The organism is Sandarakinorhabdus glacialis (assembly GCF_014643455.1).
GTDB lineage: Bacteria > Pseudomonadota > Alphaproteobacteria > Sphingomonadales > Sphingomonadaceae > Sandarakinorhabdus > Sandarakinorhabdus glacialis.
The window spans coordinates 86,180-110,217 of sequence record NZ_BMJM01000009.1; the positions used below are offsets into that span (position 1 = coordinate 86,180).

The 24,038-nt window shown below is 63.2% G+C and carries 34 protein-coding genes; all 34 read right to left on the bottom strand.

What is annotated here, in order from left to right; all coding sequences use genetic code 11:
* Positions 1 to 125 precede the first annotated feature (125 nt).
* Positions 126 to 1,121 (bottom strand): tryptophan--tRNA ligase, encoded by a 996-nt coding sequence (trpS, locus tag IEW98_RS12595; protein WP_188763309.1) that lies wholly within the window; start codon positions 1,119 to 1,121, stop codon positions 126 to 128.
* A complete protein-coding gene (murJ, locus tag IEW98_RS12600) occupies positions 1,118 to 2,689 on the bottom strand; it encodes a murein biosynthesis integral membrane protein MurJ (RefSeq protein WP_188763310.1) in 1,572 nt (523 codons plus the stop codon). Before murJ ends, trpS begins: the two co-directional genes overlap by 4 nt.
* Positions 2,690 to 2,770: 81 nt before the next feature.
* Positions 2,771 to 3,283 (bottom strand): protein-export chaperone SecB, encoded by a 513-nt coding sequence (gene secB / locus IEW98_RS12605; RefSeq protein ID WP_188763311.1) that lies wholly within the window; start codon positions 3,281 to 3,283, stop codon positions 2,771 to 2,773.
* An 89-nt stretch (positions 3,284 to 3,372) separates the two neighbouring features.
* Positions 3,373 to 3,786, bottom strand: coding sequence for a 50S ribosomal protein L17 (gene rplQ, locus IEW98_RS12610; RefSeq protein WP_188763312.1), 414 nt, complete (start codon positions 3,784 to 3,786; stop codon positions 3,373 to 3,375).
* A gap of 85 nt (positions 3,787 to 3,871) precedes the next feature.
* A complete protein-coding gene (locus IEW98_RS12615) occupies positions 3,872 to 4,918 on the bottom strand; it encodes a DNA-directed RNA polymerase subunit alpha (protein ID WP_188763313.1) in 1,047 nt (348 codons plus the stop codon).
* Between the two features lie 117 nt (positions 4,919 to 5,035).
* Positions 5,036 to 5,425 (bottom strand): 30S ribosomal protein S11, encoded by a 390-nt coding sequence (gene rpsK, locus IEW98_RS12620; protein ID WP_152577529.1) that lies wholly within the window; start codon positions 5,423 to 5,425, stop codon positions 5,036 to 5,038.
* A 54-nt stretch (positions 5,426 to 5,479) separates the two neighbouring features.
* The gene (gene rpsM / locus IEW98_RS12625; RefSeq protein ID WP_188763314.1) at positions 5,480 to 5,848 is read right to left on the bottom strand and encodes a 30S ribosomal protein S13; all 369 of its coding nucleotides are present in this window, start codon (positions 5,846 to 5,848) and stop codon (positions 5,480 to 5,482) included.
* 485 nt (positions 5,849 to 6,333) lie between these two features.
* Positions 6,334 to 8,001 carry an FMN-binding glutamate synthase family protein gene (locus IEW98_RS12630; RefSeq protein WP_188763315.1) on the bottom strand — a complete coding sequence of 556 codons (1,668 nt, stop codon included), beginning with the start codon at positions 7,999 to 8,001 and terminating at the stop codon, positions 6,334 to 6,336.
* A gap of 79 nt (positions 8,002 to 8,080) precedes the next feature.
* Complete coding sequence (locus IEW98_RS12635) at positions 8,081 to 8,434, bottom strand: YbaN family protein (protein WP_188763355.1); 354 nt, start codon at positions 8,432 to 8,434, stop codon at positions 8,081 to 8,083.
* A 176-nt stretch (positions 8,435 to 8,610) separates the two neighbouring features.
* Positions 8,611 to 9,258 (bottom strand): adenylate kinase, encoded by a 648-nt coding sequence (locus IEW98_RS12640; protein WP_188763316.1) that lies wholly within the window; start codon positions 9,256 to 9,258, stop codon positions 8,611 to 8,613.
* A complete protein-coding gene (gene secY, locus IEW98_RS12645) occupies positions 9,255 to 10,610 on the bottom strand; it encodes a preprotein translocase subunit SecY (RefSeq protein ID WP_188763317.1) in 1,356 nt (451 codons plus the stop codon). Before secY ends, IEW98_RS12640 begins: the two co-directional genes overlap by 4 nt.
* Before the next feature lie 105 nt (positions 10,611 to 10,715).
* Positions 10,716 to 11,279 carry a 50S ribosomal protein L15 gene (rplO, locus tag IEW98_RS12650; RefSeq protein ID WP_188763318.1) on the bottom strand — a complete coding sequence of 188 codons (564 nt, stop codon included), beginning with the start codon at positions 11,277 to 11,279 and terminating at the stop codon, positions 10,716 to 10,718.
* 97 nt (positions 11,280 to 11,376) lie between these two features.
* Entirely contained in the window at positions 11,377 to 11,589 is a 213-nt protein-coding gene (rpmD, locus tag IEW98_RS12655) for a 50S ribosomal protein L30 (RefSeq protein WP_188763319.1), read from the bottom strand.
* Positions 11,590 to 11,600: 11 nt separating this feature from the next.
* A complete protein-coding gene (gene rpsE, locus IEW98_RS12660; protein ID WP_243450750.1) occupies positions 11,601 to 12,335 on the bottom strand; it encodes a 30S ribosomal protein S5 in 735 nt (244 codons plus the stop codon).
* Positions 12,336 to 12,338: 3 nt separating this feature from the next.
* Positions 12,339 to 12,692, bottom strand: a complete 354-nt coding sequence (rplR, locus tag IEW98_RS12665) for a 50S ribosomal protein L18 (RefSeq protein ID WP_188763320.1) — start codon at positions 12,690 to 12,692, stop codon at positions 12,339 to 12,341.
* The gene (gene rplF, locus IEW98_RS12670; RefSeq protein WP_188763321.1) at positions 12,692 to 13,225 is read right to left on the bottom strand and encodes a 50S ribosomal protein L6; all 534 of its coding nucleotides are present in this window, start codon (positions 13,223 to 13,225) and stop codon (positions 12,692 to 12,694) included. The genes rplR and rplF overlap by 1 nt, the downstream gene beginning before the upstream one ends.
* 3 nt (positions 13,226 to 13,228) lie before the next feature.
* Positions 13,229 to 13,627 (bottom strand): 30S ribosomal protein S8, encoded by a 399-nt coding sequence (gene rpsH, locus IEW98_RS12675; protein WP_188763322.1) that lies wholly within the window; start codon positions 13,625 to 13,627, stop codon positions 13,229 to 13,231.
* Between the two features lie 9 nt (positions 13,628 to 13,636).
* Positions 13,637 to 13,942 carry a 30S ribosomal protein S14 gene (rpsN, locus tag IEW98_RS12680; protein WP_152577516.1) on the bottom strand — a complete coding sequence of 102 codons (306 nt, stop codon included), beginning with the start codon at positions 13,940 to 13,942 and terminating at the stop codon, positions 13,637 to 13,639.
* A 1-nt stretch (position 13,943) separates the two neighbouring features.
* Complete coding sequence (gene rplE / locus IEW98_RS12685) at positions 13,944 to 14,528, bottom strand: 50S ribosomal protein L5 (RefSeq protein ID WP_188763323.1); 585 nt, start codon at positions 14,526 to 14,528, stop codon at positions 13,944 to 13,946.
* Complete coding sequence (gene rplX, locus IEW98_RS12690) at positions 14,521 to 14,844, bottom strand: 50S ribosomal protein L24 (RefSeq protein WP_188763324.1); 324 nt, start codon at positions 14,842 to 14,844, stop codon at positions 14,521 to 14,523. Before rplX ends, rplE begins: the two co-directional genes overlap by 8 nt.
* Positions 14,844 to 15,212 carry a 50S ribosomal protein L14 gene (gene rplN / locus IEW98_RS12695; RefSeq protein ID WP_152577513.1) on the bottom strand — a complete coding sequence of 123 codons (369 nt, stop codon included), beginning with the start codon at positions 15,210 to 15,212 and terminating at the stop codon, positions 14,844 to 14,846. Before rplN ends, rplX begins: the two co-directional genes overlap by 1 nt.
* Entirely contained in the window at positions 15,209 to 15,481 is a 273-nt protein-coding gene (gene rpsQ / locus IEW98_RS12700) for a 30S ribosomal protein S17 (protein ID WP_188763325.1), read from the bottom strand. Before rpsQ ends, rplN begins: the two co-directional genes overlap by 4 nt.
* Before the next feature lies 1 nt (position 15,482).
* Positions 15,483 to 15,728, bottom strand: a complete 246-nt coding sequence (gene rpmC / locus IEW98_RS12705; RefSeq protein WP_188763326.1) for a 50S ribosomal protein L29 — start codon at positions 15,726 to 15,728, stop codon at positions 15,483 to 15,485.
* A gap of 5 nt (positions 15,729 to 15,733) precedes the next feature.
* Positions 15,734 to 16,165 (bottom strand): 50S ribosomal protein L16, encoded by a 432-nt coding sequence (gene rplP / locus IEW98_RS12710; RefSeq protein WP_188763327.1) that lies wholly within the window; start codon positions 16,163 to 16,165, stop codon positions 15,734 to 15,736.
* A 12-nt stretch (positions 16,166 to 16,177) separates the two neighbouring features.
* Complete coding sequence (gene rpsC / locus IEW98_RS12715) at positions 16,178 to 16,873, bottom strand: 30S ribosomal protein S3 (protein WP_188763328.1); 696 nt, start codon at positions 16,871 to 16,873, stop codon at positions 16,178 to 16,180.
* Positions 16,873 to 17,277, bottom strand: coding sequence for a 50S ribosomal protein L22 (rplV, locus tag IEW98_RS12720; protein ID WP_188763329.1), 405 nt, complete (start codon positions 17,275 to 17,277; stop codon positions 16,873 to 16,875). The genes rpsC and rplV overlap by 1 nt, the downstream gene beginning before the upstream one ends.
* Positions 17,277 to 17,555, bottom strand: a complete 279-nt coding sequence (gene rpsS, locus IEW98_RS12725; RefSeq protein WP_188763330.1) for a 30S ribosomal protein S19 — start codon at positions 17,553 to 17,555, stop codon at positions 17,277 to 17,279. Before rpsS ends, rplV begins: the two co-directional genes overlap by 1 nt.
* A 6-nt stretch (positions 17,556 to 17,561) precedes the next feature.
* Positions 17,562 to 18,398 carry a 50S ribosomal protein L2 gene (gene rplB, locus IEW98_RS12730; protein WP_188763331.1) on the bottom strand — a complete coding sequence of 279 codons (837 nt, stop codon included), beginning with the start codon at positions 18,396 to 18,398 and terminating at the stop codon, positions 17,562 to 17,564.
* Positions 18,399 to 18,402: 4 nt separating this feature from the next.
* A complete protein-coding gene (locus tag IEW98_RS12735; protein ID WP_188763332.1) occupies positions 18,403 to 18,717 on the bottom strand; it encodes a 50S ribosomal protein L23 in 315 nt (104 codons plus the stop codon).
* Positions 18,710 to 19,333, bottom strand: a complete 624-nt coding sequence (gene rplD, locus IEW98_RS12740) for a 50S ribosomal protein L4 (protein WP_188763333.1) — start codon at positions 19,331 to 19,333, stop codon at positions 18,710 to 18,712. Before rplD ends, IEW98_RS12735 begins: the two co-directional genes overlap by 8 nt.
* 5 nt (positions 19,334 to 19,338) lie before the next feature.
* A complete protein-coding gene (gene rplC, locus IEW98_RS12745; RefSeq protein ID WP_188763334.1) occupies positions 19,339 to 20,112 on the bottom strand; it encodes a 50S ribosomal protein L3 in 774 nt (257 codons plus the stop codon).
* An 81-nt stretch (positions 20,113 to 20,193) separates the two neighbouring features.
* Entirely contained in the window at positions 20,194 to 20,508 is a 315-nt protein-coding gene (rpsJ, locus tag IEW98_RS12750; RefSeq protein WP_188763335.1) for a 30S ribosomal protein S10, read from the bottom strand.
* Positions 20,509 to 20,640: 132 nt separating this feature from the next.
* Positions 20,641 to 21,831 (bottom strand): elongation factor Tu, encoded by a 1,191-nt coding sequence (gene tuf, locus IEW98_RS12755; protein WP_188763336.1) that lies wholly within the window; start codon positions 21,829 to 21,831, stop codon positions 20,641 to 20,643.
* Positions 21,832 to 21,936: 105 nt separating this feature from the next.
* Positions 21,937 to 24,009, bottom strand: coding sequence for an elongation factor G (gene fusA / locus IEW98_RS12760; RefSeq protein ID WP_188763337.1), 2,073 nt, complete (start codon positions 24,007 to 24,009; stop codon positions 21,937 to 21,939).
* Between the last annotated feature and the right edge of the window lie 29 nt (positions 24,010 to 24,038).

The window sequence follows — 24,038 nt, forward strand, 5'->3', positions numbered from 1 at the left end:
ATCATCGGTGCAACCTTATATTTCCGTGCTCGGCACACGCTTTGTTATCGGAAAACATGGACTTTACATGATGATTTACAAGTTAACTGTTGCTGAACTCGGCTCCGGCACGGATTGACACGGTCTCAGGACGTGAAACCGATGGCGCGATGGACCTGAGCAAGAACAGGCTCCGCAATGGCGCGGGCGCGAACAGCTCCGCCCGCGAGAACTGTGTCGAGATAGGCAGTGTCTTTGCACAGCTCGGTGAAGCGCGCGGTGATCGGCGCGAGGACAGCGACCATGACATCGGCGAGGGCGGGCTTGAATTGCCCGAAGCCCTGGCCGCCATGGCGGGTGAGCACGTCGGCAACCGATACATTCTCGAGCGCCGCCATGATGGCGACGAGATTGGCAGCTTCGGGGCGTCCGGCAAGCCCGGCTGGCTCGGACGGAAGCGCGTCGTCGTCGGTGCGGGCGCGCTTGATCTTTTGGGCGATGGCGTCGGCGTCGTCGGTCATGTTGATGCGGGCGGCGTCGCTGGGGTCCGATTTCGACATCTTGGCGCTGCCGTCACGCAGGCTCATGATGCGAGTAGCGGGACCCTGGATGACGGGTTCGGGCAGTGGGAACAGGTCGACGCCGTAGTCGGTGTTGAATTTCTGGGCGATGTCGCGGGCGAGTTCGAGATGCTGTTTCTGGTCGTCTCCGACGGGAACATGAGTGGCCTTGTAGGCGAGGATGTCGGCGGCCTGGAGCACCGGGTAAGTGAACAGGCCGACGCTGGCGCCTTCGCGATCCTTGCCGGATTTTTCCTTGAACTGCGTCATACGGCCGAGCCAGCCCATGCGGGCGCTGCACGACAGCACCCAGGCGAGCTCGGCGTGGACGCGGACCTGGCTTTGCTGGAATAGGATGCAGCGGGCGGGGTCCAGCCCGCTGGCGAGCAGCGCGGCGGTCATCTCGCGGATGCCGCGGCGCAGGACCGCGGGGTCCTGCGGGACGGTGATGGCGTGAAGGTCGACGACGCAGAAGATCGCTTCGTACGCGTCCTGCATCGTCACCCAGTTGCGGATGGCCCCGAGGTAGTTGCCGAGATGGAGGTTCCCGGTCGGCTGGATTCCGGAGAAGACGCGGCTCATTTGGCGGTGCCTTTGCGCGAGAATTGGGACTTGAGTTCAGCAAGGGTGAAGACGCCGAGCAGCCGGGCGGCGACGAGATAGACGATGCTGCCAGCGCCGATCAGCAGCGACAGCGAGACGATACGTTCGAGAAGGTTGCCGCCGGTGAAGGGGGCAAGGAACGGGTTGAGGGAGAACAGCGCGGCGACCATCAGAGCGGCGGCGGCAAACAGGCGCGGCAGGGTGCGCTTGAGGCGCGGATCGACGACGAAATGCCCGCGTCGGCGCAGGACGAGCCACAGCGCGATGGCGTTGACCCAGGCGGCGATGGCGGTCGACAGCGCAATGCCGACATGGCCCATCGGCCAGATCAGGATGAGGTTGAGGGTGAGGTTGACCAGCATCGAGGCGATGGCGATGCGGACCGGCATGCGGGTGTCCTGGCGGGCGTAGAAGCCGGGGGTGAGAACCTTGATGAGGACGTACGCCGGCAGGCCGAGCGAAAAGGCGGCGAGTGCGGTTGCTGTGGCGCTGGTATCCGAGGGCATGAAGCGGCCGTGCTCGAGCAGGGCGCGGATGATCGGCGCGGCGGAGACGGTGAGTGCGGCGGCAGCGGGCAGCGTCAGCAGGAGGACGAGTTCGATGGCGCGGTTCTGGGTGTGGGCGGCCGCGACATCGTTGCCGGTGCCGAGCTGGCGCGACAGGGCCGGGAGCATGGCGGTACCGACGCCGATGCCGATCAGGCCGAGGGGTAGCTGGTTGAGGCGATCGGCATAGTAGAGGAAGCTGATGGCGCCTTCGGGAAGGAAGCGCGCCGCGATGGCGGTCGAGATCAACATGTTGAACTGGATCGCGCCGGCACCGATGGCGGCAGGGGCGGCGATGGACATGAGGCGGCGGACCTGGGGGGTCAGGCGCGGGCGACGGAGGCGGAGGCGGATGTCGGCGCGCAGGCACGACCAGAGCAGCCAGAGGAACTGCAGGATGCCGGCGATCGAGACACAGACCGCCTGGACGCGCGCGGTCTCGACGTCGGTGGCGCCGCGGAACAGCAGCAGCCCGGCGATGAGGGCGAGGTTGAGCAGGATTGGCGCGGCGGCGTTGACCCAGAAGCGGCCGATTGAATTGAGGATGCCGCCCATCAGCGAGACGAGGCTGATGAGCAGGAGGTAGGGGAAGGTCAGCCGGGTGAAATCGACGGCGAGATCGAACTTGCGCGGGTCGGATTCGGGGAAGCCGCCGGTCAGGCCCCAGACGATCGGGCCGGCGGCGATGACCATGATGATGGTGAATATGACGAGGACGGGGAGGAGGACGGCAAGGGCATCCTCGGCGAAGCGCTTGGCGCCGGTAAGGTCGCCGTTGTCGGCGCCGACCTGGCGGTTGAACATGGGCACGAAGGCGGCGGAGAAGGCGCCCTCGGCGAACAGCGCGCGGAAGAGGTTGGGCAGGCGGAAGGCGATGAGGAAGGCGTCGGCGGCCATGCCGGCACCGACGAAGCGCGCCATCAGCATGTCGCGGACGAAACCGGCGATGCGACTGATGAGGGTCAGGCCGCCGATCGTGGCGGTGGCGCGGACGAGGTTCATCGGGTTGAGACGGAGGCAGGGCCCCTCACCCCGCTCGCCGTTGGCGAGTCGCCCTCTCCCGCACGGGGAGAGGGAAGAAGACTAGGCATTACCGACCTGGTTGCCGGCGCCGCTTTGCTGCTGCGCCATGTAGAGCGACGCGAAATCGATGGGGTCGAGCATGAGCGGCGGGAAGCCGCCGTCGCGGACCGAATCGGCGATGATGCGGCGGGCGAAGGGGAAGATGATCCGCGGCGCTTCGATGATCAGGAACGGCTCGAGCGCCTCCTCGGGCACGTTGGCGAGGCCGAAGAGGCCGGCGTAGAGCAGGTCGATCGAGAAGGCGAGGCTGTCGCCGGCCATGGCGCGCGCGTTGATCTTGAGCTCGACTTCATAGACGTTGTCGCCGCCGCGCTTGGCGTTGACGGCGACGTTGATCTCGATGCGGGGCTGCTCGGTCGACTGGAGCGAACCTGGGGCGTTGGGGTTCTCGAACGACAGGTCCTTGACGTACTGGGTCAGGATCGAAACCTGCGGCATCGGCTCGGCGCTCATGTCGAGGCCGGTTTCGCCGGCGTCTGCGTCGATGCCGTCAACGTCGAATTCGTCAGCCATGATCGGGTCGTCTTTCGCTAGATTTCGGGAGAAGCGCTATTTGCCGGGCCAGCTATCACCGGGCCGGCAAGCGCGCAATCAGTCGAAGATCAGCCTTCGTCGTCGAAGACTTCGACCGGGCCGGAATCGAGGCCCTTTGCCGAAGTGTCGCGGTCGACGAATTCGACATAGGCCATCGGCGTCGCGTCCGAACGACGCAGGCCGGCCTTGATGATGCGGACATAGCCGCCTGGACGATCGGCATAGCGCGCGGCGAGGATGTCGAACAGCTTGATCAACTGGACATCGTCGCCGAGGCGGGCGTGAGCGAGACGGCGGTTCGACAGGCCACCATGCTTGGCGAGGGTGATCAGCTTTTCCATGTACGGGCGGATTTCGCGCGCCTTTGGCAAGGTCGTCTTGATCTGCTCGTGCTTGATGAGGCTGGCCGACATGTTGCGGAACATGGCGAGGCGGTGGCTGGTGGTCCGGCCAAGTTTGCGATGGGCATTACCGTGACGCATGATATTCACTCCGTTCGAAAGGGGGCCGTGTCAGGTACCCCGGATCAGGTCGGGCAGAATTGCCCGACCGTGTCGTCAAGAAGCTCTAGAATTCCTGTTCGAGCTTCTTCGCCATTTCCTCGATGTTCTCGGGCGGCCAGCCACTGATTTCCATGCCGAGGCGCAGGTTCATGTGGCCGAGCACTTCCTTAATCTCGTTCAAGGATTTGCGCCCGAAGTTCGGGGTCCGCAGCATCTCGCTCTCGGTCTTCTGGACCAAGTCGCCGATGTAGATGATGTTGTCGTTCTTGAGGCAGTTGGCCGAACGCACGCTCAATTCGAGCTCGTCGACCTTCTTCAGCAGGAAGCGGTTGATGACGGTGTTGTCGTCGACTTCGATCGGACCGCCAGCGGGTGCCGGTGCCGGAGCCGCTGTCACGACATCCTCGAAATTGACGAACAGCTGGAGCTGGTCCTGGAGAATCTTGGCGGCGTAGGCCAGGGCGTCGTCCGGGGTGACGGTGCCGTCGGTTTCGACCTGGATGGTCAGCTTGTCGTAATCGAGTTCCTGCCCGACGCGGGTGTTGTCGACTTTGTAGCTGACCTGGCGGATCGGCGAGTAGAGCGCATCGACGGGCACGAGGCCGATCGGTGCGTCGGCCGGACGGTTGGCGCTGGCGGGGACGTAGCCCTTGCCGGCTTCGACCGTCAATTCCATGTTGAGCGTCGCGCCTTCATCGAGCGTGCAGATGACGAGGTCCGTGTTGAGGACCTCCATGTCGCCCGACACGTTGATCTGGCCGGCGGTGACTTCGCCCGGGCCGGTCGCCGTCAAATGCACACGCTTGGGCTGATCGCCCTGCATGCGGATGGCAACCTGCTTGATGTTGAGGACGATGTCGGTCACGTCTTCGCGAACGCCAGCGAGCGACGAGAATTCGTGCAGCACGCCGTCGATCTTGATGGCGGTTACCGCGGCGCCTTGCAGCGACGACAGCAGGACGCGGCGCAGGGCATTGCCGAGCGTCAGGCCGAAACCACGCTCGAGCGGCTCGGCGACGAAGCTCGCCTTGCGGCGGTTATCGGCGCTGGGCCGGGCTTCGAGCCGGTTCGGCTTCTTCAGTTCGGTCCAGTTCTTGGCGATCACTGCCACAGGCTCACCTCATCATTGGAGAGGAGCGGATCGTCACCCGCCCGTCCCCGTCATTATTGAATTCGAAATCCGCGCCCGGGGAGAGCGCGGCCGAGACGCCGCCAAAACGCGGAGGCGTCAGACGCGGCGGCGCTTCGGAGGGCGCACGCCATTGTGCGGGATCGGCGTAACGTCGCGGATCGCGGTGATCTGGAAACCAACGGCCTGGAGCGCACGGAGCGCCGATTCGCGACCCGAACCGGGACCGCGGACTTCGACTTCGAGCGTCCGGACGCCGTGTTCGGCGGCCTTCTTGCCAGCGTCTTCGGCGGCCATCTGCGCCGCGAACGGCGTCGACTTGCGGCTGCCCTTGAAGCCCATGGTGCCCGCCGACGACCAGGCAATCGCATTGCCCTGGGCATCGGTGATGGTGATCATGGTGTTGTTGAAACTGGCGTTCACATGAGCGACGCCCGAGGTAATGTTCTTGCGCTCGCGGCGCTTGATGCGTGCAACTTCGCGTGCCATCGAAAAATCCTAATCTTTCAGTCGATCGTTGGAGAAAAAGCGAGCCCTTGCGGCTTACTTCTTCTTGCCGGCGATCGGCTTGGCCTTACCCTTGCGGGTACGCGCGTTGGTGTGGGTCCGCTGGCCGCGAACGGGGAGGCCACGGCGATGACGCAGGCCGCGATAGCAGGCGAGGTCCATCAGGCGCTTGATGTTCATCGCGGTCTGTCGACGAAGATCACCCTCGACGGTCAGTTCCTTGTCGATCTTTTCGCGGATCGAGAGGACTTCCGAATCGGTCAAGTCCTGGACGCGGCGCTCGATCGGGAAGCCCAATTCATTGGAGATCCGCGATGCGGTGGTCCGGCCGATGCCGTGAATGTAGGTGAGAGCGATTTCAACGCGCTTGTTGGTCGGGATGTTAACACCCGCAATACGTGCCACAGATTGTTTCCTTCCAAGCTCCACGGAATGCGCTGGGCAGGCATTCCATCTCAAAGCAAGAACCGGACAGCCGAGACGGCCGCCGGGTCAGTTCTCCGGTTGTCGGAAAGGGGCTGCTAACTGGATGAGGGGGATAAGTCAAGGGCGTAGGGCCGCGAGCGCGTAGCAATTCGCTACGCGCCGACAGGCGCAAGCTCGGCCGGTAAGGCAGCGCGGGCGAAGCGCGCTGAACTCGTCCGACGTCAGCATGGGCTTTGCCCATGCCCTTGCCTACTGGCTTCCTTCTTCTGCGCGATTGCTACCCCTCATCCGCTCGAACAAGGGTGCGAGTCGCCCTCTCCCGCAGGGGGAGAGGGAAGCGAAAAGGGGTTCCCTACAATCGTTAACATTTTCCGCATTTTCCGCTTTCGCACGTTTTCTTGCGGGCAGGTCAAGTACGGGTTGGAAGCCAGCAACGAGTAGCAGAATCGCCCACTGTAGGACAGCTACTCCGCCGCCCTGCCGATCGTCTCGGGCATATCCGCCATCCGATTCGGCTGGCTCATGTCGATGACCTGGCCAAAGCTGTCGGCACTCGCACGGTCCCAATTGCTCTTATAGAAGGTGAAGGCGCAGCTGCGGTCGATGAGTTCGCCGGGTTTCAGAAACTGGTGGAGTTGATCGAGGCCGCGGACGCGGTTCGAGTCGACGCGCTGGGCGACGTGGTGGGGCTGGAGCTCGTCCGGGTGCGAGATGCCTGCGGCGGCGAGCATGTCGGCGAGGGCCGAGACGGTATGGTCGTGGAACTGGTGGACGCGGGTGGCCTTGTCGGGGACGACGAGGGCGCGCTGGCGGCCGGGGTCCTGGGTGGCGACGCCGGTCGGGCATTTGTTGGTGTTGCAGCTGAGCGACTGGATGCAGCCGAGCGCGAACATGAAGCCGCGTGCCGAATTGGCCCAGTCAGCGCCGATGGCGAGGACAGCGGCGATGTCGAAGGCGCTGATCAGCCGGCCGGCGACGCCGATGCGGATGCGATCGCGCAGGCCGGCGCCGACGAGGGTGTTGTGGACGAAGAGCAGTCCCTCGCGCATCGGCGTGCCGACATGGTCGCTGAACTCCATCGGCGCGGCGCCGGTGCCGCCTTCGCCGCCATCGACAACGATGAAATCGGGGACGACACCGGTTTTCAGCATGGCCTTGACGATGGCCATGAATTCCCAGGGGTGACCGACGCAAAGCTTGAAACCGATGGGCTTGCCGCCCGATAGCCGGCGGAGCTGGGTGATGAAATCCATCATCTCGAGCGGGGTCGAGAAGGCCGAATGGCTGGCGGGCGAGATGCAGTCCTGGCCGAGCGGGACGCCGCGCGTGGCGGCAATCTCGGGGGTGACCTTGGCGGCGGGCAGGATGCCGCCATGGCCGGGCTTGGCGCCCTGGCTGAGCTTGATCTCGACCATCTTGACCTGCGGCGAGACGGCCTGGGCGGCGAACTTGTCGGGGTCGAAGCAGCCGCCAGGCGTGCGGCAGCCGAAATAGCCGCTGGCGACTTCCCAGACGATGTCGCCGCCGCCTTCGCGGTGATAGGGGCTGATGCTGCCCTCGCCGGTGTCGTGGTAGAAATTGCCCATCGCGGCGCCCTTGTTGAGCGCGAGGATGGCGTTGGCCGACAGCGAGCCGAAGCTCATCGCCGAGATGTTGAGGATGCTGGCGGAATAGGGCTGGGCGCATTGATCGTTGCCGATGGTGATGCGGAAGCCGGCGGGATCGGGGACGGCGACCGGACGCATCGAGTGCTGGATGAACTCATAATCGTCGGCATAGACGTCCATGATGGTGCCGAACGGGTGTTCGGACGAGACGCCCTTGGCGCGGCGATAGACGAGGCTGCGCTGGGAGCGCGAGAAGGGCAGCGCCTCGTTGTCGTCCTCGAGGAGGTATTGGCGGATTTCGGGGCGGATGGTTTCGATGAGCCAGCGGATGTGGCCGATGACGGGGTAGTTGCGCTGCACCGAGTGGTGCGGCTGGAGCATGTCGCGGATGCCAAGCGCGGTGAGGAGAAACGCGGCGAGGGTGACGCCGCGGCCGGCGGTGCCGCTTGGTTGGAGAAGCAGGCCGGCGACAAGGACGGCGACGCACATAGCGAAAGCGATGTAGCGGCCGGAGATTGCCCTCATGGGTGGATGATCCTTTGTCGCGCGCTGGATTTCGGGTGTTTAGCGCAGCGCGCGCGAGTCTGCGATGGCGTCGGCATATCTACGCCTCGGGACGCCGCCAGATCCAGGTGCCGCCGATGGCCGCGGCGGCGAGCGGAAACAGGACATAGGGCCAGGGGGCGAACAGGAGCCCGATGATCGCCGAGATGGCGAAGGCGAAAAGCGCGGCCTTCTTGCCCTTGCGGCTGATTGCGCCGCGTTCGCGCCAGCGGGCGATGTGGGGGCCAAAATGGCGGTTTTCGAGGAGCATGTTCTCGAAGCGCGGGCTGCTGCGGGCGAAGCAGAAGGCGGCGAGGATCACGAAGGGCACGGTGGGGAGGAGTGGCAGGATGACTCCGGCGGCGCCGAGCGCGAGCGATGCGAACCCTGCGATGAGATAGAGGTAGCGGACCATGGCGGCGTGGCTACGCGGTGATGGCGTGGGTGGCAATCAGGTTGCTCGGCGCGGAGGGAGTGATCGCGCGGGGAGGCTGGATGCCAGCCTGCGCTGGCATGACAGGTCGGGGAGAATTTGCCGGCAGAAGAAACCGGGTCCCGGATCAGGCCCGGTATGACAGCCTTGTTCGTCGGTCAGGCGTCGAGGATGGCGTCGATGCTGCGGGCGACAGCGTCCATGTCGGCCATGCCGTCGACACGCGATACCAGGCCCCGAGCTTCGTAGTGCGGCAGGATGGGTGCGGTCTTGGCACGGTATTCGGCCATGCGGGTGCGGACGGTTTCGGCGTTGTCGTCGGGACGCCGCTTGAATTCGGTGCAGCGGCAGACATCGCAGACGCCGGCGATCTTGGGCAGCTTGTGGCGGTTGTGATAGCCTTCGCCGCACTTGGCGCAGGTGAAGCGGCCGGTGATGCGATCGACCAGCGCGTCCTCGTCGACTTCGAGCTCGATGACGTGATCGAGGGCGAGGCCCTTTTCGGCGAGCATCTTGTCGAGCGCCAGCGCCTGGACGCTGGTGCGCGGATAGCCATCGAGGATGAAGCCGCGGCGGGCGTCGTCGTGGTCGAGACGATCCGACAGGATACCGTTGACGATATCGTCGGACACGAGCCCGCCCGATGCCATCACGGACTGGGCCTGGAGGCCGACGGCGGTTTTGGCAGCGACGGCGGCACGGAGCATGTCACCCGTGGAAAGCTGGACAAGAGCTCGATCTTTGACGAGTCGGCTTGCCTGGGTCCCCTTCCCCGCGCCGGGCGGACCCAGCAAGATCAAGTTCAACGACGCACTCCCCCACGCAATTTCGATTTCTTTATCAGACCCTCATACTGATGCGCGAGCAAGTGACTTTGAATTTGCGCGACGGTATCCATCGTGACGTTGACGACGATGAGGATCGAAGTGCCGCCCAGCGCCATGCCGGTGCCGAGGCGGGCGGACAGGAATTCGGGCAGCAGGCAGATCAGCGTCAGATAGGCAGCGCCGACGACGGTGATGCGAGTGAGCACGAAATCCAGATAATCGGAGGTGCGCGCGCCGGGCCGGATGCCGGGGATAAAGCCGCCGTACTTCTTGAGGTTTTCGGCGGTTTCCTCGGGATTGAAGACCACCGCGGTGTAGAAGAAGCTGAAGAAGATGATGCCGGCTGCATACAGGAGCATGTACAGCGGCGCGCCGTGTTGCAGCGCCGTCGTCACTGTCAGCAGCCATTCGGGGCTGCTGCTGCCCTGCGCTGCGAACTGCGCGACGGTCAGCGGCATGAGCAGCAGTGACGAGGCGAAGATCGGCGGAATGACGCCGGCGGTGTTGAGCTTCAGCGGCAGATGCGAGCTGTCACCCTGGAAAGTGCGGGTGCCGACCTGGCGCTTGGGATACTGGATCAGGATGCGGCGCTGGGCGCGCTCCATCAGGCAGATGAAGGCGATGGTGGCGAGCGCGACGATCACGATCAGCAGCAGCGCGACGGGTGAAAGCGCGCCCGTACGACCCTGTTCGAATAGCTGGCCGATCGAGCGCGGCAGATTGGCGACGATGCCGGCCATGATGATCAGCGAAATGCCGTTGCCGATGCCGCGGCTGGTGATCTGCTCGCCAAGCCACATCAGGAACATGGTGCCGCCGATCAGGCTGATGACGGTCGTGGCCCTGAAGAACACGCCCGGATCGATGACCGCCGAGACGCCCTGGCCCGAACCCCAGCTTTCGAGACCCACGGCGATGCCATAGCCCTGGATCGCGGTGAGGAAGACGGTGCCGTAGCGGGTATATTGGTTGAGCGTCTTGCGGCCGGTGTCGCCTTCCTTTTTCAGCGCGATGAAACTGGGCACCAGCGAGGTAAGCAGCTGCACGATGATCGATGCGGTGATGTACGGAGTGACGCCGAGCGCAATCAGCGACATGCGCTCGAGCGCGCCGCCGGAGAACATGTTGAAGAAATCGAGGACGCCGCCCTGCGTTTGCTGGAACAGCGAGTTGAGGGCAGTCGGGTCGATACCGGGCAGCGGCACGAACGAGACGAGGCGGAACACGATGAGCGCGCCGAGGGTGAACCACAGGCGCTTCTTGAGCTCGGTCGCCTTGGAAAAGTTTGCGAAACTGATGTTCGCGGCCATCTGTTCGGCGGCTGACGCCATCTAATTACCCGATCATCGAAACGGCAAAACGCCGCGACAGGCCTTGAGATAGGCGGTGCGCGGCGTTTCTACCATGAGTCATTTCGGCTGATGCCGCAGACTGGCTTAATTGGCAGCGGTTGCTGCAGCCTTGAACTTGGCAGCCTTGGCTTCGCGAGCGACGGCACGGGCCGCCTTCTGCTCGTCGCGGGTCAGCGGCTCGGGCTTTGGTGCCGGGAGTTCGAGGCTGCCACCGGCGGCTTCGACGGCGGCCTTGGCGGCGGCGCTGGCGCCGGCCATCTTGAGCGTGACCTTCGAGGTCAGCACGCCCTTGGCGAGGAGACGGAGACCGTCACGGCCGTGGGTGATGATGCCGGCGTCGACGAGAACCTGGAGATCGATAAGCTTGCCGGCGTCGAGGCGGCCGGCATCGATCATCGCCTGCAGAGTGCCGAGGTTGATCTCGGAATAGTCCTTGCGGAAGATGTTGTTGAAGCCGCGCTTTGGCAGCCGCATGTGAAGGGGCATCTGGCCGCCTTCGAAACCCTTGATGGCGACGCCCGAGCGGGACTTCTGGCCCTTTTGACCGCGGCCGCCGGTCTTGCCGCAGCCGGAACCGATGCCGCGGCCGACGCGGACGCGTGACTTGCGGGCACCAGGATTGTCGTGGAGATCGTTGAGCTTGGTCATGAGATGCACTCGCTTTCGCTTTGGGCGCGCAGGAATAGGGAAATGGCCCCCCGGAGCGGGGACAACGATGTGACCCCGCCGGAGCGGGGCCAGGTGGTCAGGCGACCGTTTCGACCTTGAGCATGTGCGCCACCTTGGCGATCATGCCGCGAACAGAGGGGGTGTCCTCGAGCTCGCGCGAACGGTTCATCTTGTTGAGTCCGAGGCCGATCAGGGTTGCTTCCTGATCGGGTGCACGACGGATCGGCGAACCGGTCTGCGTCACGCGGACCTTCGCCCCGGATACAGATGGATCTTTTACTTTGGCCATCAGATTAGTCCTTATGCGACCGCTTCGGCTTCGGCTTCAGCCACACGGGCCGAAACGTCGCCGCGGCGCGCCATCAGATCGGCAATCTTCTTGCCGCGCCGCTGCGCTACCGCCTTGGGGCTGGTCTGTTCCGCAAGCGCCGCGAACGTCGCCCGGATCATGTTGTAGGGATTGTTGGTGCCGACCGACTTGGTCACCACATCGGCCACGCCGAGAGCTTCGAAGACGGCGCGCATCGGGCCGCCGGCGATGATGCCGGTACCCTGGGCGGCCGAGCGGACATAGACCTTGCCGGCGCCGAAATGGCCGTAGCCATCATGATGCAGGGTGCGGCCATCACGCAGCGGCACGCGGATCATTGCCTTCTTGGCAGCAGCGGTTGCCTTTTGAATGGCTTCCGGCACTTCGCGCGCCTTGCCGTGGCCGAAGCCGACGCGGCCCTTGGCATCGCCGACGACGACGAGTGCTGCAAAGCCGAAGCGCTTGCCGCCCTTTACCGTCTTGGAGACGCGGTTGATGTGGACCAGTTTCTCGACGAGTTCTTCGCCGCCGGCCTCCATCGGATTGTTGCCATCACGGCGGCCACGGCCACCACGATCACGATCATTGCCCCCGCCGGGGCCGCGGCCACGACCGCCGCCAGGGCCACCGGGACCGCCGCGACCACGACGATCGCCGCCTGGGCCGCCTGGACCACCGGGTCCGCCGCCACCGGGAGTGCCGGCGTTCTGGATTTCATCAGCCATCGATTAAAACTCCAATCCGCCTTCGCGGGCACCATCGGCCAGCGATTTGACGCGGCCGTGGAAGATGAAACCGCCACGATCGAAGACCACGGCGGAAACGCCGGCAGCCTTGGCGCGTTCGGCCAGGCGCTTGCCAACGGATGCGGCTGCATCCTTGGTGGCGCCAGTGGTTTCGCGGACGTCTTTTTCGAGCGTCGAGGCCGAGGCCACCGTTACGCCGCGGGCATCGTCGATGACCTGGGCGTAGATGTGCTGCGACGTGCGATGGATCGACAGGCGGGGACGCGTGCCGCCCTTGGCGCGAAGCGAGGTGCGGACGCGCCGACGGCGCTGATCGAAGAGTGAGAGCCTGGCCATTACTTCTTCTTCCCTTCCTTGCGGAAGATTTTCTCGCCGCGATACTTGATACCCTTGCCCTTGTAAGGCTCGGGCTTGCGCCAGCGACGGATTTCCGCGGCAATCTGGCCGACGACCTGCTTGTCGCTGCCGGTGATTTCAACCGTGGTCTGGTCGGGCGTCTTGATGGTGATGCCCTCGGGGATGGTGAAATCGACATCATGGCTGTAGCCGAGCTGCAGCTTGAGGTTCGATCCCTGCACCGCGGCGCGGTAACCGACGCCGGTGATCTCGAGGACCTTGGTGAAACCATCGGAGACGCCGACGACGAGGTTCGAAACGAGCGTGCGCTGCATGCCCCAGAAGGCGCGAGCCCGCTTGGTTTCGTTCGCCGGGGTGACGGCAATCTGGCCTTCGCCGATCGCATAGCTGATGTCGTCGGACATCGGCATCGTCAGCGTGCCCTTAGGGCCTTTGACGGTCAGAGTGCGCTCCCCGATGGAAGCGGTAACTCCGGCCGGCACCGGCACGGGCTTTTTCCCAATACGCGACATGGCTTAAAATACCTGGCAGAGGACTTCGCCGCCGGCATTCTGCTCACGCGCTTCCGCGTCGGACAGAACACCCTTAGGCGTCGAAACAATGACGATACCGAGGCCGTTGCGGACCCGCGGCAGTTCGGTTGCACCCGAATAGACGCGGCGGCCTGGCTTCGAGACGCGGGCGATGTGCTGGATCGCCGGCTTGCCTTCGAAATACTTCAGGTCGATGCGAAGTGCGGCCGCAGCAGTGCCGCCATCGGCTTCGGAATAACCGCGGATATAGCCTTCGCGCTGGAGCACGTCGAGAACGCGTGCGCGCAGTTTGGAAGCCGGGGTGAGGATCGAATCCTTCTTGGCCTGCTGGCCATTGCGGATGCGGGTGAGCATGTCACCAAGTGGGTCGGTCAAAGACATCTTGCGGTCCTACCAGCTCGACTTGGTCACGCCGGGAATCAGGCCTTTGTTGGCCAATTCACGGAGCATGATGCGCGAGAGCTTGAACTTGCGGTAGTATGCGCGGCTGCGGCCGGTAAGCTCGCAGCGGTTGCGTACCCGCGTCGGATTGGCATTGCGTGGCAGTTCGGCCATTTTCAGGCGCGCCATCAGACGCTCGTTGTCGTCGCGGCTTTCATCGTTGGCGATGGCCTTGAGGACGGCGAACTTGCCGGCGTACTTCACCACGAGTGCCTTGCGGTGCTCGTTCTTGTTGATCGAGGAGAGCTTGGCCATGTCAGGCTGCCTTCTTGGTTTCAACGGGAGGCTGGATGAACGGCAGGCCGAATGCTGCGAGCAGCGCGCGGGCTTCGTCGTCGGTCTTGGCCGTCGTCGTGATGATCACGTCCATGCCGCGCACGCTGTCGATGCGGTCATAGTTGATCTCGGGGAAGATGATCTGTTCCTTGAGGCCCATGGCATAATTGCCACGGCCGTCGAACGACTTGGGATTCAGCCCGCGGAAATCGCGAACCCGTGGCAGGGCCACGGTGACCAGGCGGTCGAGGAATTCGTACATCTTGTCACGGCGCAAGGTAACCTTGCAGCCGATCGGCATGCCTTCGCGGAGTTTGAAGGAAGCAACCGACTTCTTGGCTTTCGTGATGACGGGCTTCTGCCCGGCGATCAGCGCCATTTCTTCGGCGGCCTTGTCGACCTTCTTCTTGTCCTGCGTCGCTTCGCCGACACCCATGTTGATCACGATCTTGTCGATCTTGGGGACCTGCATGACGTTGGTGTAGCCGAACTGCTCGGTCATCTGGGCGCGGATCTTTTCCACGTACAGAGCCTGCATCCGGGTCAGATTTGCTGAATCAGCCATCGATCAATTCTCCCGACCGCTTGGCGACTCGCACCTTGCGACCATCTTCAAGAACCTTGAAGCCAACGCGGGTCGGCTTGCCGGTCTTCGGGTCCTCGATGGCGACCTTGGAGATGTGCATGGGCGCTTCGATGCGCTCAAGACCACCCTGGGGGTTCGTCTGCGAGGGTTTCTTGTGGCGGGTCATCATGTTGATGCCGCCGACGAGTATTTTCATTTCCTTCGGAAACGCCTTGGTGACCTCGCCGTGCTTGCCCTTGTCCTTGCCGGACAAGACGACGACCTTGTCGCCCTTCTTGATCTTTGCGGCGCTCATTACAGCACCTCCGGCGCAAGACTGATGATCTTCATGTGGCCCGAAGCGCGAAGCTCGCGAACGACTGGCCCAAAGATACGGGTGCCGATTGGCTCCTCGTTCTTGTTGATCAGCACAGCGGCGTTGCCGTCGAAACGGATGACCGAGCCATCGGCGCGCCGGATGTCCTTGGCGGTGCGAACAACGACGGCACGGTGCACATCGCCCTTCTTGACCTTGCCCTTGGGCTGCGCTTCCTTGACCGAAACGACGATGACATCGCCGACGCCGGCGAACCGACGCTTCGATCCGCCCAGCACCTTGATGCACATCACCCTTTTGGCGCCGCTGTTGTCAGCGACATCAAGGTTCGTCTGCATCTGGATCATGTGTTCGATCCCTCTTCTTTAATGGTGCCTGCTGCGGAAGCGGCACCGATGACTTTCCATGTCTTCAGCTTGGAAATCGGGGCGCATTCCTCGATGCGGACCAAATCGCCGGCCTTGACCGTGTTGCCCTCGTCGTGGGCGTGATACTTCTTCGACCGACGAATGATCTTGCCATAGACCGGATGCGCAACCTTGCGCTCGATCAGCACGACCACTGTCTTGTCGGCCTTGTCGGACACGACGGTGCCCTGGAGGACGCGTTTGGGCATATTAGGCTCCCTGCGCTTCAGTTACAGGCTTGCGCCCGGGCGCTGCTGTTGCGGGCCTACGCCCGGCTTGAAGCGTCTTGATACGAGCGATAGTGCGGCGCACTTCGCGGATACGACCCGGCTTCTCCAGCTGGCCGGTGGCCGACTGGAAACGCAGGTTGAACTGCTCGCGCTTGAGCTCCTGCAGTGCCGTGCCGAGCTGGTCGTCGGTCTGGACCATCAGGTCCGAATGCTTGGTCTGTGCCATGATACTCAGTCCTGTGTCGTGGTCGGTTCGCCGAGGCGAGTGACGACCTTGACCTTGATCGGCAGCTTGGCTGCCGCACGTTCGAACGCGCCGACGGCCACATCGTGCGGGACACCGTCCAGCTCGAACATGATCCGGCCTGGCTTGACGCGGGCGACCCAGAATTCCGGGTTGCCCTTACCCTTGCCCATGCGGACTTCGGCAGGCTTGGAGGTGACGGGAACGTCGGGGAAGATACGGATCCACAACCGGCCGGCGCGCTTGATGTGGCGCGAGATGGCACGGCGAGCGGCTTCGATCTGGCGCGCGGTGATCCGCTCGGGTTCCATGGCCTTGAGGCCGAAGGAGCCGAAGTTCAGCGCGGTGCCGCCCTTGGCATCACCGTGGATGCGGCCCTTGAACTGCTTGCGGAACTTGGTCCGCTTGGGAGACAACATTTTCTATATCCCTTAGCGAGCCGGACGCACGCCGGAGGTCTGCGATTCCATCATCAGACGGTCCTGCGCCATCGGGTCGTGGCCAAGGATTTCACCCTTGAAGATCCAAACCTTGATCCCGCAGACGCCATAGGCGGTGTGGGCCTGGGCTTCGGCGTAATCGACGTTGCCGCGCAGCGTGTGCAATGGCACGCGGCCTTCGCGGTACCATTCGGTGCGCGCGATTTCGGCGCCGCCGAGACGACCCGAGCAGGTGATCTTGATGCCTTCGGCACCGAGACGCAACGCCGACTGGACCGCACGCTTCATGGCGCGGCGGAAGGCGATACGGCGCTCGAGCTGGTCGGCGACGCCCTGGGCGACAAGCTTGGAATCGACTTCCGGCTTGCGGATCTCGACGATGTTCAGCGACACGTCGGAACGGGTCATCGAAGCGATCTGCTTGCGCAGCTTCTCGATGTCCGCACCCTTTTTGCCGATGATGACGCCTGGACGGGCGGCATAGATCGACACGCGGCAAAGCTTGGCAGGACGCTCGATGACGACCTTGGAGATCGCGGCCTGGGCGTGGTTCTTGACGATGAATTCGCGGATGCGAAGATCTTCGAGAAGCAAACGACCGTAATCGTCACCCGAGGCGAACCAGCGGCTGTCCCAGGTACGGTTGATCTGCAGGCGCAGACCGATCGGGGAGGTTTTATGACCCATTATGCATCACTCCCAACGGCGCTGTCGCTGTCGTCGCCGAGTTCGCGAACGACCACACGCAGGCGGCTGAATGGCTTTTCGATGCGCGCGGCACGACCACGAGCGCGGGGCGTGAAGCGCTTCATCACCAACGCCTTACCGACGCTGGCTTCCTTGACGACGAGAGCATCGACATCGAGGTTGTGATTGTTTTCGGCATTGGCGACCGCCGAAGCGAGAACCTTGCGAACGTCGATCGCCATGGCCTTCTTGGAGAAGGTCAGGATGTTGAGCGCGTCACCGACCTTGCGGCCACGGATGAGCCCGGCAACGAGGTTCAGCTTGTAGGCCGAGCCACGGATCGAGGTTGCAACAGCAAGCGCCTCACGGTCACCGACCTTGCGGGGGGATTTAGGCTTCGACATCAGCGCTTGCCCTTCTTGTCGGCAGCGTGGCCGGGGAAGTTGCGCGTCGGCGCAAATTCACCAAGCTTCATGCCCACCATGTCTTCGTTGACCGAGACAGGGATGAACTTCTTGCCATTATAGACATTGAAGGTAAGGCCAACAAACTGCGGCAGGATCGTCGAACGGCGCGACCAGGTCTTGATCGGACCCCGTCCACCGCCGCCAGCCTGCGCTGTTTCGGCCTTCTTCAGGACGTTCAGATCCACGAAGGGACCTTTCCAGACGGAACGGCTCATCTGGCCTTACCTCTTCTTCTTGGCGTGACGCGAACGGATGATCATCCGATCGGTCGACTTGTTCGAACGCGTCTTGGCGCCCTTCGTTGGCTTGCCCCATGGGGTCACCGGATGGCGACCGCCCGAGGTCCGGCCTTCACCACCGCCGTGCGGATGGTCGACCGGGTTCTTGGCGACGCCGCGGGTCAGCGGACGATGGCCGAGCCAGCGGTTACGACCGGCCTTGCCGAGGTTCTGATTGCTGTTGTCCGGGTTCGACACGGCACCGACGGTGGCCATGCAATCCGAACGCACGTAACGCTGCTCACCCGAGTTGAGGCGGATGATGACCATGCCCTTGTCGCGGCCGACCACCTGGACGAACGTGCCGGCGGCGCGCGCAAGTTGCCCGCCCTTGCCTGGCTTCAGTTCGACGTTGTGGACGATCGTGCCGACCGGGGTCGAGCCGATTTCCATGGCATTGCCGGGCTTCACGTCGACCTTCTTGCCGGCCGTGACGACATCGCCGACGGCGAGGCGCTGCGGCGCGATGATGTAGGTCTGCTTGCCGTCCGGATAAGTGACGAGCGCGATGAACGCCGAACGGTTAGGATCGTATTCCAGGCGCTCGACGGTTGCCGTGACGTCCCAGGTGCGACGCTTGAAATCGACGATGCGATAGAGCTGCTTGTGACCGCCGGCGATGCCGCGGGCCGTTGCATGACCCATGTTGTTGCGGCCACCCGACTTGCGCAGACCTTCGGTCAGCGACTTGACGGGACGACCCTTGAACAGGCCCGAACGATCGACGAGGACCAGGCCGCGGCGGCCCGGGCTCGTCGGATTATAATGCTTCAATGCCATCGGATCAGATCCCCGTGGTCACATCGATACGGTCGCCGTCGGCGAGCGTGACGATGGCCTTCTTTTCGTCGGAGCGGCGGTATTCCTTGCCCTTCCAGCGCTTGGTCTTGCCCTTTTGGATGAGGGTGTTGACGCTCAGCACCTTGACGCTGAACAGCGCTTCGACAGCGGCCTTGATCTCGGGCTTCGAAGCCGAGTTGGCGACCTTGAACACAACCTGGTTGTATTCGCTGACGAGGGTGGATTTTTCGGTGATCACCGGCTTCACCACGATGTCGTAGTGCTTCAGGTCGATCGGCTTGGTTTGCGGCTTAGCCATTGACCCGCGCCTCCAGCGCCGTGACGGCAGCGCGGGTCAGGACCAGCGTGTCGTGGTTGAGAATGTCATAGACGTTGGCGCCCATCGCGGGGAGCACGTCGATGTGTGGAACATTGGCCGACGCCATGCGGAAATCGAGGTTGACCTCGGTGCCGTCGATGAACAGGCCGTTGGTGACACCCAAGCCGGCAAGGATGGCGATCATCGACTTGGTCTTGGCCTCGGTAAGGGCAAAGTCCTCGATGATCATCAGCTTGCCTTCGGACGCCTTGACCGACAGAGCGGTGGCGAGGCCGAGGGTGCGGATCTTCTTGTTGAGACCGGGGTTGAAATCACGAACGCGAGGTCCGTGGGCCTTGCCGCCGCCGGTGAACTGGGGAGCTGCGCGGTTACCGTGACGAGCGACGCCGCCGCCCTTCTGGTTACCGAGCTTCTTGCCGGTGCGCTGGACGTCCGACCGCTCGCGGGCACCGCGGGCCGTGCCGCGACGCTTTTCGAGCTGCCAGGTGACGACGCGGTGGAGAATGTCGAGCCGCGGTTCCTTGCCGAAAACGGCATCCGAAAGTTCGATTTCGCCGGCGTCTGCCGCGGCCAGGGTTTTGACCTGAATTTTCATGTGCCTCAGGCCTCCGTGTTTTCGGCGGCAACATCGGTCGAAGCGGCATCGGCCACTTCGACGGGCGCTGCATCGTTTGCGGCATCGCTGCCGGCATCGTTTGCTGCCGTCTTCAACGACGCAGGATAAGGCGCATCGGCGTGACGCGCGACCTTGACTGCATCCTTGATCAGCAACCAGCCACCCTTCGAACCCGGCACCGAGCCGTGGACGAAAAGAAGACCGCGCTCGATGTCGGTCGAAACGATTTCGAGGTTCTGCTGGGTGCGCTGCTTGTCACCCATGTGACCGGCCATCTTCTTGCCTTTGAAGACCTTGCCTGGATCCTGGCGCTGACCGGTTGAACCGAGCGAGCGATGGGAGACCGAGACGCCGTGGGTGGCGCGCAAACCGCCGAAGTTCCAGCGCTTCATGCCGCCCTGGAAGCCCTTGCCCTGCGTGACGCCAGTGACGTCGACGAGCTGGCCGGGGACAAAATGGTCGGCAGAGATGGTGGCGCCGGTTTCCAGCAGCGCGTCTTCCGACACGCGGAATTCGGCGACCTTGGCTTTTGGCTCGACTTCGGCTTTGCCGAAATGGCCGCGCTCCGGCTTGGTGGTGTTCTTGGCCTTCTTCGTGCCGGCACCGAGCTGGACAGCGACGTAACCGTCGTTGTCCGCGGTGCGGACCGAGATGACCTGGTTATTCTCGAGAGCGAGAACGGTGACCGGAACGTGCCGGCCATCATCGCGGAATACCCGCGTCATTCCCATCTTCTTCGCGATCACGCCTGTGCGCATGACCAATTCCTTTCCATCAGAGGCCCACTTGATCGTGGGCGTGACCCTTGCAAAATTCGCTCCGCGTATTTTGCCCGAGTATTATTTACCGAGCTTGATTTCCACATCGACACCAGCGGCCAGGTCGAGCTTCATGAGCGCGTCCACCGTCTGGGGCGTAGGATCAACGATGTCGAGGAGACGCTTGTAGGTCCGGACTTCGAACTGTTCGCGGCTCTTCTTGTCGACGTGCGGCGAGCGGTTCACGGTGAACTTTTCGAAACGCGTCGGCAACGGGATCGGGCCACGAATAGCAGCACCGGTGCGCTTGGCCGTGTCAGCGATCTCGCCCGTGGCCAGGTCGAGGACCCGGTGGTCGAACGCCTTCAGGCGGATGCGGATGTTCTGCGTTTCCATGACACTCTATTCAAAAGGCTCAAGACCAGCACTACCCGCGGACGGGATGCACCGGTCTGAAAAACGGTGACTTCGTTAATTCGGCAACCCAGGCGAATCGGGCCGCGTCCCGAAGGAAGCGGCCCTATAGCCTTACTTGATGATCGTTGCAACCACGCCGGCACCAACGGTACGGCCGCCTTCGCGAATCGCGAAGCGCAGGCCTGGATCCATGGCGATCGGAGCGATCAGCTTGACCTTCAGCTGGACGTTGTCGCCCGGCATGACCATCTCGGTGCCTTCGGGCAGCTCGACGGTGCCGGTGACGTCCGTGGTGCGGAAGTAGAACTGTGGGCGGTAGTTGGCGAAGAATGGCGTGTGACGGCCGCCCTCGTCCTTCGACAGCACATAGACCTCGGCCGAGAACTCGGTGTGTGGCTTGATCGAGCCGGGCTTGCAGAGAACCTGGCCACGCTCGACGTCTTCACGGCCAACGCCGCGAAGCAGCGCGCCGATGTTGTCGCCCGCCTGGCCCTGGTCGAGCAGCTTGCGGAACATTTCAACGCCGGTGCAGACCGACTTGCGGGTATCGTGGATACCGACGATCTCGATTTCCTCGCCAACCTTGACGATACCCGATTCGACGCGGCCGGTGACGACCGTACCGCGACCCGAAATCGAGAAAACGTCCTCGATCGGCATCAGGAACGGACGATCGAGCGCACGCTCTGGCTGCGGGATGTATTCGTCGACGGTCTTCATCAGCGCCAGGACGGCGTCATGACCGATATCGTCGCGCTTGCCATCGAGGGCACAGACAGCCGAACCTTGGGTGATCGGAATGTCGTCGCCTGGGAAATCATACTTCGAAAGAAGTTCGCGGATTTCCATTTCGACGAGCTCGAGGATTTCGGCATCGTCGACGAGGTCGACCTTGTTCATGAAGACGACCATGGCTGGGACGCCGACCTGCTTGGCGAGCAGGATGTGCTCGCGGGTCTGTGGCATCGGGCCATCGGTTGCCGACACGACGAGGATCGCGCCATCCATCTGCGCGGCACCGGTGATCATGTTCTTCACATAATCGGCGTGGCCTGGGCAATCGACATGGGCGTAGTGACGGGCAGCGGTTTCATATTCGACGTGTGCGGTCGAAATGGTGATGCCGCGCTCGCGCTCCTCGGGAGCCTTGTCGATGTTGGCGTAGCTGGTGTACGTGGCGCCGCCGGTTTCGGCGAGCACCTTGGTGATGGCAGCCGTCAACGAGGTCTTGCCATGGTCGACGTGACCGATGGTGCCGATGTTGCAGTGCGGCTTGTTCCGCTCGAATTTTGCCTTACCCATGGCCGTAACCTCTTTCTGGTGAAATCTGTTTCGTTCGTCAGTGATCGCGATAGGCCGAATCAGCGCCACCGGAAGGGGCGCTGACTAGCGGTCGTCAGGAATAAATCAAGCCAGTTTAAGCTTGAGCTCCTCTGCCACGTTCGACGGCACTTCGTCATAATGGCTGAATTGCATGCTGTACTGTGCCCGGCCCTGGCTCATCGAGCGCAGCTGGTTGACGTAGCCGAACATGTTGGCGAGCGGCACCTGAGCTTCGATGACCTGGGCATTGCCGCGCGTGTCGGTGCCCTGGATCTGGCCGCGGCGCGAGTTGAGATCGCCGATGACGTCGCCCAGATAATCTTCCGGAGTGACGACTTCGACCTTCATCACGGGCTCGAGCAGCTTGATGCCGGCCTTGGTGGCTGCTTCACGCATGCCGCCGCGACCGGTGATTTCGAACGCCAGCGCCGACGAATCGACGTCATGATAGGCGCCATCATACAGCCGCGCGGTGAAATCGATGATCGGGAAGCCGATCAGGCTGCCTGAGGCAGCGACCTCGCGGATACCCTTCTCGACCGACGGGATGTATTCCTTGGGAATGTTACCGCCCTTGACTTCGTCGAGGAAGATGATGCCCGAGCCACGTTCGCCGGGTTCGACCGAGAACTTGATGCGGCCGAACTGGCCGGAGCCGCCCGACTGCTTTTTATGGGTGTAATCGACGTCGACCTTGCGGGCGAGCGATTCGCGGTAGGCCACCTGCGGCGCGCCGACGTTGGCTTCGACCTTGAATTCGCGGCGCATGCGATCGACGAGAATCTCGAGATGAAGCTCGCCCATGCCCTTGATGATGGTCTGGCCGCTTTCCTGGTCCGAGGTGACACGGAACGATGGATCTTCCTGGGCAAGGCGGTTGAGCGCGATGCCCATCTTTTCCTGGTCGGCCTTGGTCTTTGGCTCCACGGCGACTTCGATGACGGGCTCCGGGAACTCCATGCGCTCAAGAATAATCGGCTTCAGCGGCGCGCACAGCGTGTCGCCGGTGGTGACGTCCTTGAGACCCACGAGGGCGACGATGTCGCCGGCAAAGGCTTCCTTGATGTCTTCCCGGTTGTTCGCATGCATGAGCAGCATGCGGCCGATCTTCTCGCGCTTGTCCTTGACCGAGTTGAGCACGGTCGAGGCGGCTTCCATCTTGCCCGAATAGATGCGGGCGAAGGTGAGCGTGCCGACGAACGGATCGGTCATGATCTTGAACGCGAGGGCCGAGAACGGCGCGTCATCCGACGCTTCGCGGATCTCGTCCTCGTCCTTCAAGTTGATGCCGTGCATCGGCGGAATGTCGAGCGGGCTCGGCAGATAGTCGACAACGGCGTCGAGCAAAGGCTGGACGCCCTTGTTCTTGAACGCCGAGCCGCAGAGCACGGGGACGAATGCGAACGCCAGCGTGCCCTTGCGGATCAGCGCCTTCAGTTCGGCCGTCGTCGGCTCGGTGCCTTCGAGGTATGATTCCATCAGTGCGTCGTCCTGCTCGACGGCCATTTCGATCAGCTCGGAGCGCGCCACGGCGGCGGCATCCTTGAGATGGTCCGGAATGTCCTTGTATTCGAACTTGGCGCCGAGCGATTCCTCGAGCCAGACGATGGCGCGGTTCTCGACGAGATCGACGAGGCCGATAAAGTCACCTTCGAGGCCGATCGGCAAGTATAGCACGGCCGGGCGGGCGCCGAGGCGGTCCTTGATCATCTCGACGCAGCGGATGAAGTTGGCACCGGTGCGATCGAGCTTGTTGATGAAGCACATGCGCGGCACTTTGTACTTGTCGGCCTGGCGCCAGACGGTCTCGGACTGCGGCTCGACGCCGGCAACGCCATCGAAACAGGCAACGGCACCATCGAGGACGCGCAGCGAGCGTTCGACTTCGATGGTGAAGTCGACGTGGCCCGGGGTGTCGATGATGTTGATGCGGTGATCGTTCCAGTAGCAGGTCGTCGCGGCGGACGTGATCGTGATGCCGCGCTCCTGCTCCTGCTCCATCCAGTCCATCGTGGCGGTGCCTTCGTGCACTTCGCCGATCTTGTAGGACTTGCCGGTGTAATAGAGAATCCGCTCGGTGGTCGTCGTCTTCCCGGCGTCGATATGCGCCATGATCCCGATGTTGCGGTACATATTGAGCGGGGTTGTGCGAGCCATGATTCTTCTACCAGCGAGAGGTCAGGGGC

Excerpts from the sequence above, each read along its gene's own strand:
- rpmD (WP_188763319.1), bottom strand. The coding sequence starts at position 11,589 with ATGGCCAAAGTAAAAGATCCATCTGTATCCGGGGCGAAGGTCCGCGTG.
- rplQ (WP_188763312.1), bottom strand. The coding sequence starts at position 3,786 with ATGCGTCACGGTAATGCCCATCGCAAACTTGGCCGGACCACCAGCCAC.
- rpsS (WP_188763330.1), bottom strand. The coding sequence starts at position 17,555 with ATGAGCCGTTCCGTCTGGAAAGGTCCCTTCGTGGATCTGAACGTCCTG.
- rplN (WP_152577513.1), bottom strand. The coding sequence starts at position 15,212 with ATGATCCAGATGCAGACGAACCTTGATGTCGCTGACAACAGCGGCGCC.
- rpmC (WP_188763326.1), bottom strand. The coding sequence starts at position 15,728 with ATGGCACAGACCAAGCATTCGGACCTGATGGTCCAGACCGACGACCAG.
- rpsH (WP_188763322.1), bottom strand. The coding sequence starts at position 13,627 with ATGTCTTTGACCGACCCACTTGGTGACATGCTCACCCGCATCCGCAAT.
- rpsQ (WP_188763325.1), bottom strand. The coding sequence starts at position 15,481 with ATGCCCAAACGCGTCCTCCAGGGCACCGTCGTGTCCGACAAGGCCGAC.
- rpsE (WP_243450750.1), bottom strand. The coding sequence starts at position 12,335 with ATGGCTGATGAAATCCAGAACGCCGGCACTCCCGGTGGCGGCGGACCC.
- rpsC (WP_188763328.1), bottom strand. The coding sequence starts at position 16,873 with ATGGGTCATAAAACCTCCCCGATCGGTCTGCGCCTGCAGATCAACCGT.
- rplR (WP_188763320.1), bottom strand. The coding sequence starts at position 12,692 with ATGGCCAGGCTCTCACTCTTCGATCAGCGCCGTCGGCGCGTCCGCACC.
- rplP (WP_188763327.1), bottom strand. The coding sequence starts at position 16,165 with ATGTTGTCTCCCAAGCGGACCAAGTTCCGCAAGCAGTTCAAGGGCCGC.
- rpsJ (WP_188763335.1), bottom strand. The coding sequence starts at position 20,508 with ATGGAAACGCAGAACATCCGCATCCGCCTGAAGGCGTTCGACCACCGG.
- rplV (WP_188763329.1), bottom strand. The coding sequence starts at position 17,277 with ATGTCGAAGCCTAAATCCCCCCGCAAGGTCGGTGACCGTGAGGCGCTT.
- rplC (WP_188763334.1), bottom strand. The coding sequence starts at position 20,112 with ATGCGCACAGGCGTGATCGCGAAGAAGATGGGAATGACGCGGGTATTC.
- secY (WP_188763317.1), bottom strand. The coding sequence starts at position 10,610 with ATGGCGTCAGCCGCCGAACAGATGGCCGCGAACATCAGTTTCGCAAAC.
- rplX (WP_188763324.1), bottom strand. The coding sequence starts at position 14,844 with ATGAGCGCCGCAAAGATCAAGAAGGGCGACAAGGTCGTCGTCTTGTCC.
- rpsN (WP_152577516.1), bottom strand. The coding sequence starts at position 13,942 with ATGGCCAAGCTCTCCTCGATCAACAAGAACGAGCACCGCAAGGCACTC.
- IEW98_RS12735 (WP_188763332.1), bottom strand. The coding sequence starts at position 18,717 with ATGGCTAAGCCGCAAACCAAGCCGATCGACCTGAAGCACTACGACATC.
- secB (WP_188763311.1), bottom strand. The coding sequence starts at position 3,283 with ATGGCTGACGAATTCGACGTTGACGGCATCGACGCAGACGCCGGCGAA.
- rplD (WP_188763333.1), bottom strand. The coding sequence starts at position 19,333 with ATGAAAATTCAGGTCAAAACCCTGGCCGCGGCAGACGCCGGCGAAATC.
- IEW98_RS12630 (WP_188763315.1), bottom strand. The coding sequence starts at position 8,001 with ATGAGGGCAATCTCCGGCCGCTACATCGCTTTCGCTATGTGCGTCGCC.
- rplE (WP_188763323.1), bottom strand. The coding sequence starts at position 14,528 with ATGGCTGATTCAGCAAATCTGACCCGGATGCAGGCTCTGTACGTGGAA.
- IEW98_RS12635 (WP_188763355.1), bottom strand. The coding sequence starts at position 8,434 with ATGGTCCGCTACCTCTATCTCATCGCAGGGTTCGCATCGCTCGCGCTC.
- rplB (WP_188763331.1), bottom strand. The coding sequence starts at position 18,398 with ATGGCATTGAAGCATTATAATCCGACGAGCCCGGGCCGCCGCGGCCTG.
- tuf (WP_188763336.1), bottom strand. The coding sequence starts at position 21,831 with ATGGGTAAGGCAAAATTCGAGCGGAACAAGCCGCACTGCAACATCGGC.
- murJ (WP_188763310.1), bottom strand. The coding sequence starts at position 2,689 with ATGAACCTCGTCCGCGCCACCGCCACGATCGGCGGCCTGACCCTCATC.
- rpsK (WP_152577529.1), bottom strand. The coding sequence starts at position 5,425 with ATGGCACGCGAAGTTGCACGCATCAAGCGCCGCGAGCGCAAGAACATT.
- fusA (WP_188763337.1), bottom strand. The coding sequence starts at position 24,009 with ATGGCTCGCACAACCCCGCTCAATATGTACCGCAACATCGGGATCATG.
- trpS (WP_188763309.1), bottom strand. The coding sequence starts at position 1,121 with ATGAGCCGCGTCTTCTCCGGAATCCAGCCGACCGGGAACCTCCATCTC.
- rplO (WP_188763318.1), bottom strand. The coding sequence starts at position 11,279 with ATGACCAAGCTCAACGATCTCCACGACAATCCTGGTGCCCGCAAGTCA.
- rplF (WP_188763321.1), bottom strand. The coding sequence starts at position 13,225 with ATGTCGCGTATTGGGAAAAAGCCCGTGCCGGTGCCGGCCGGAGTTACC.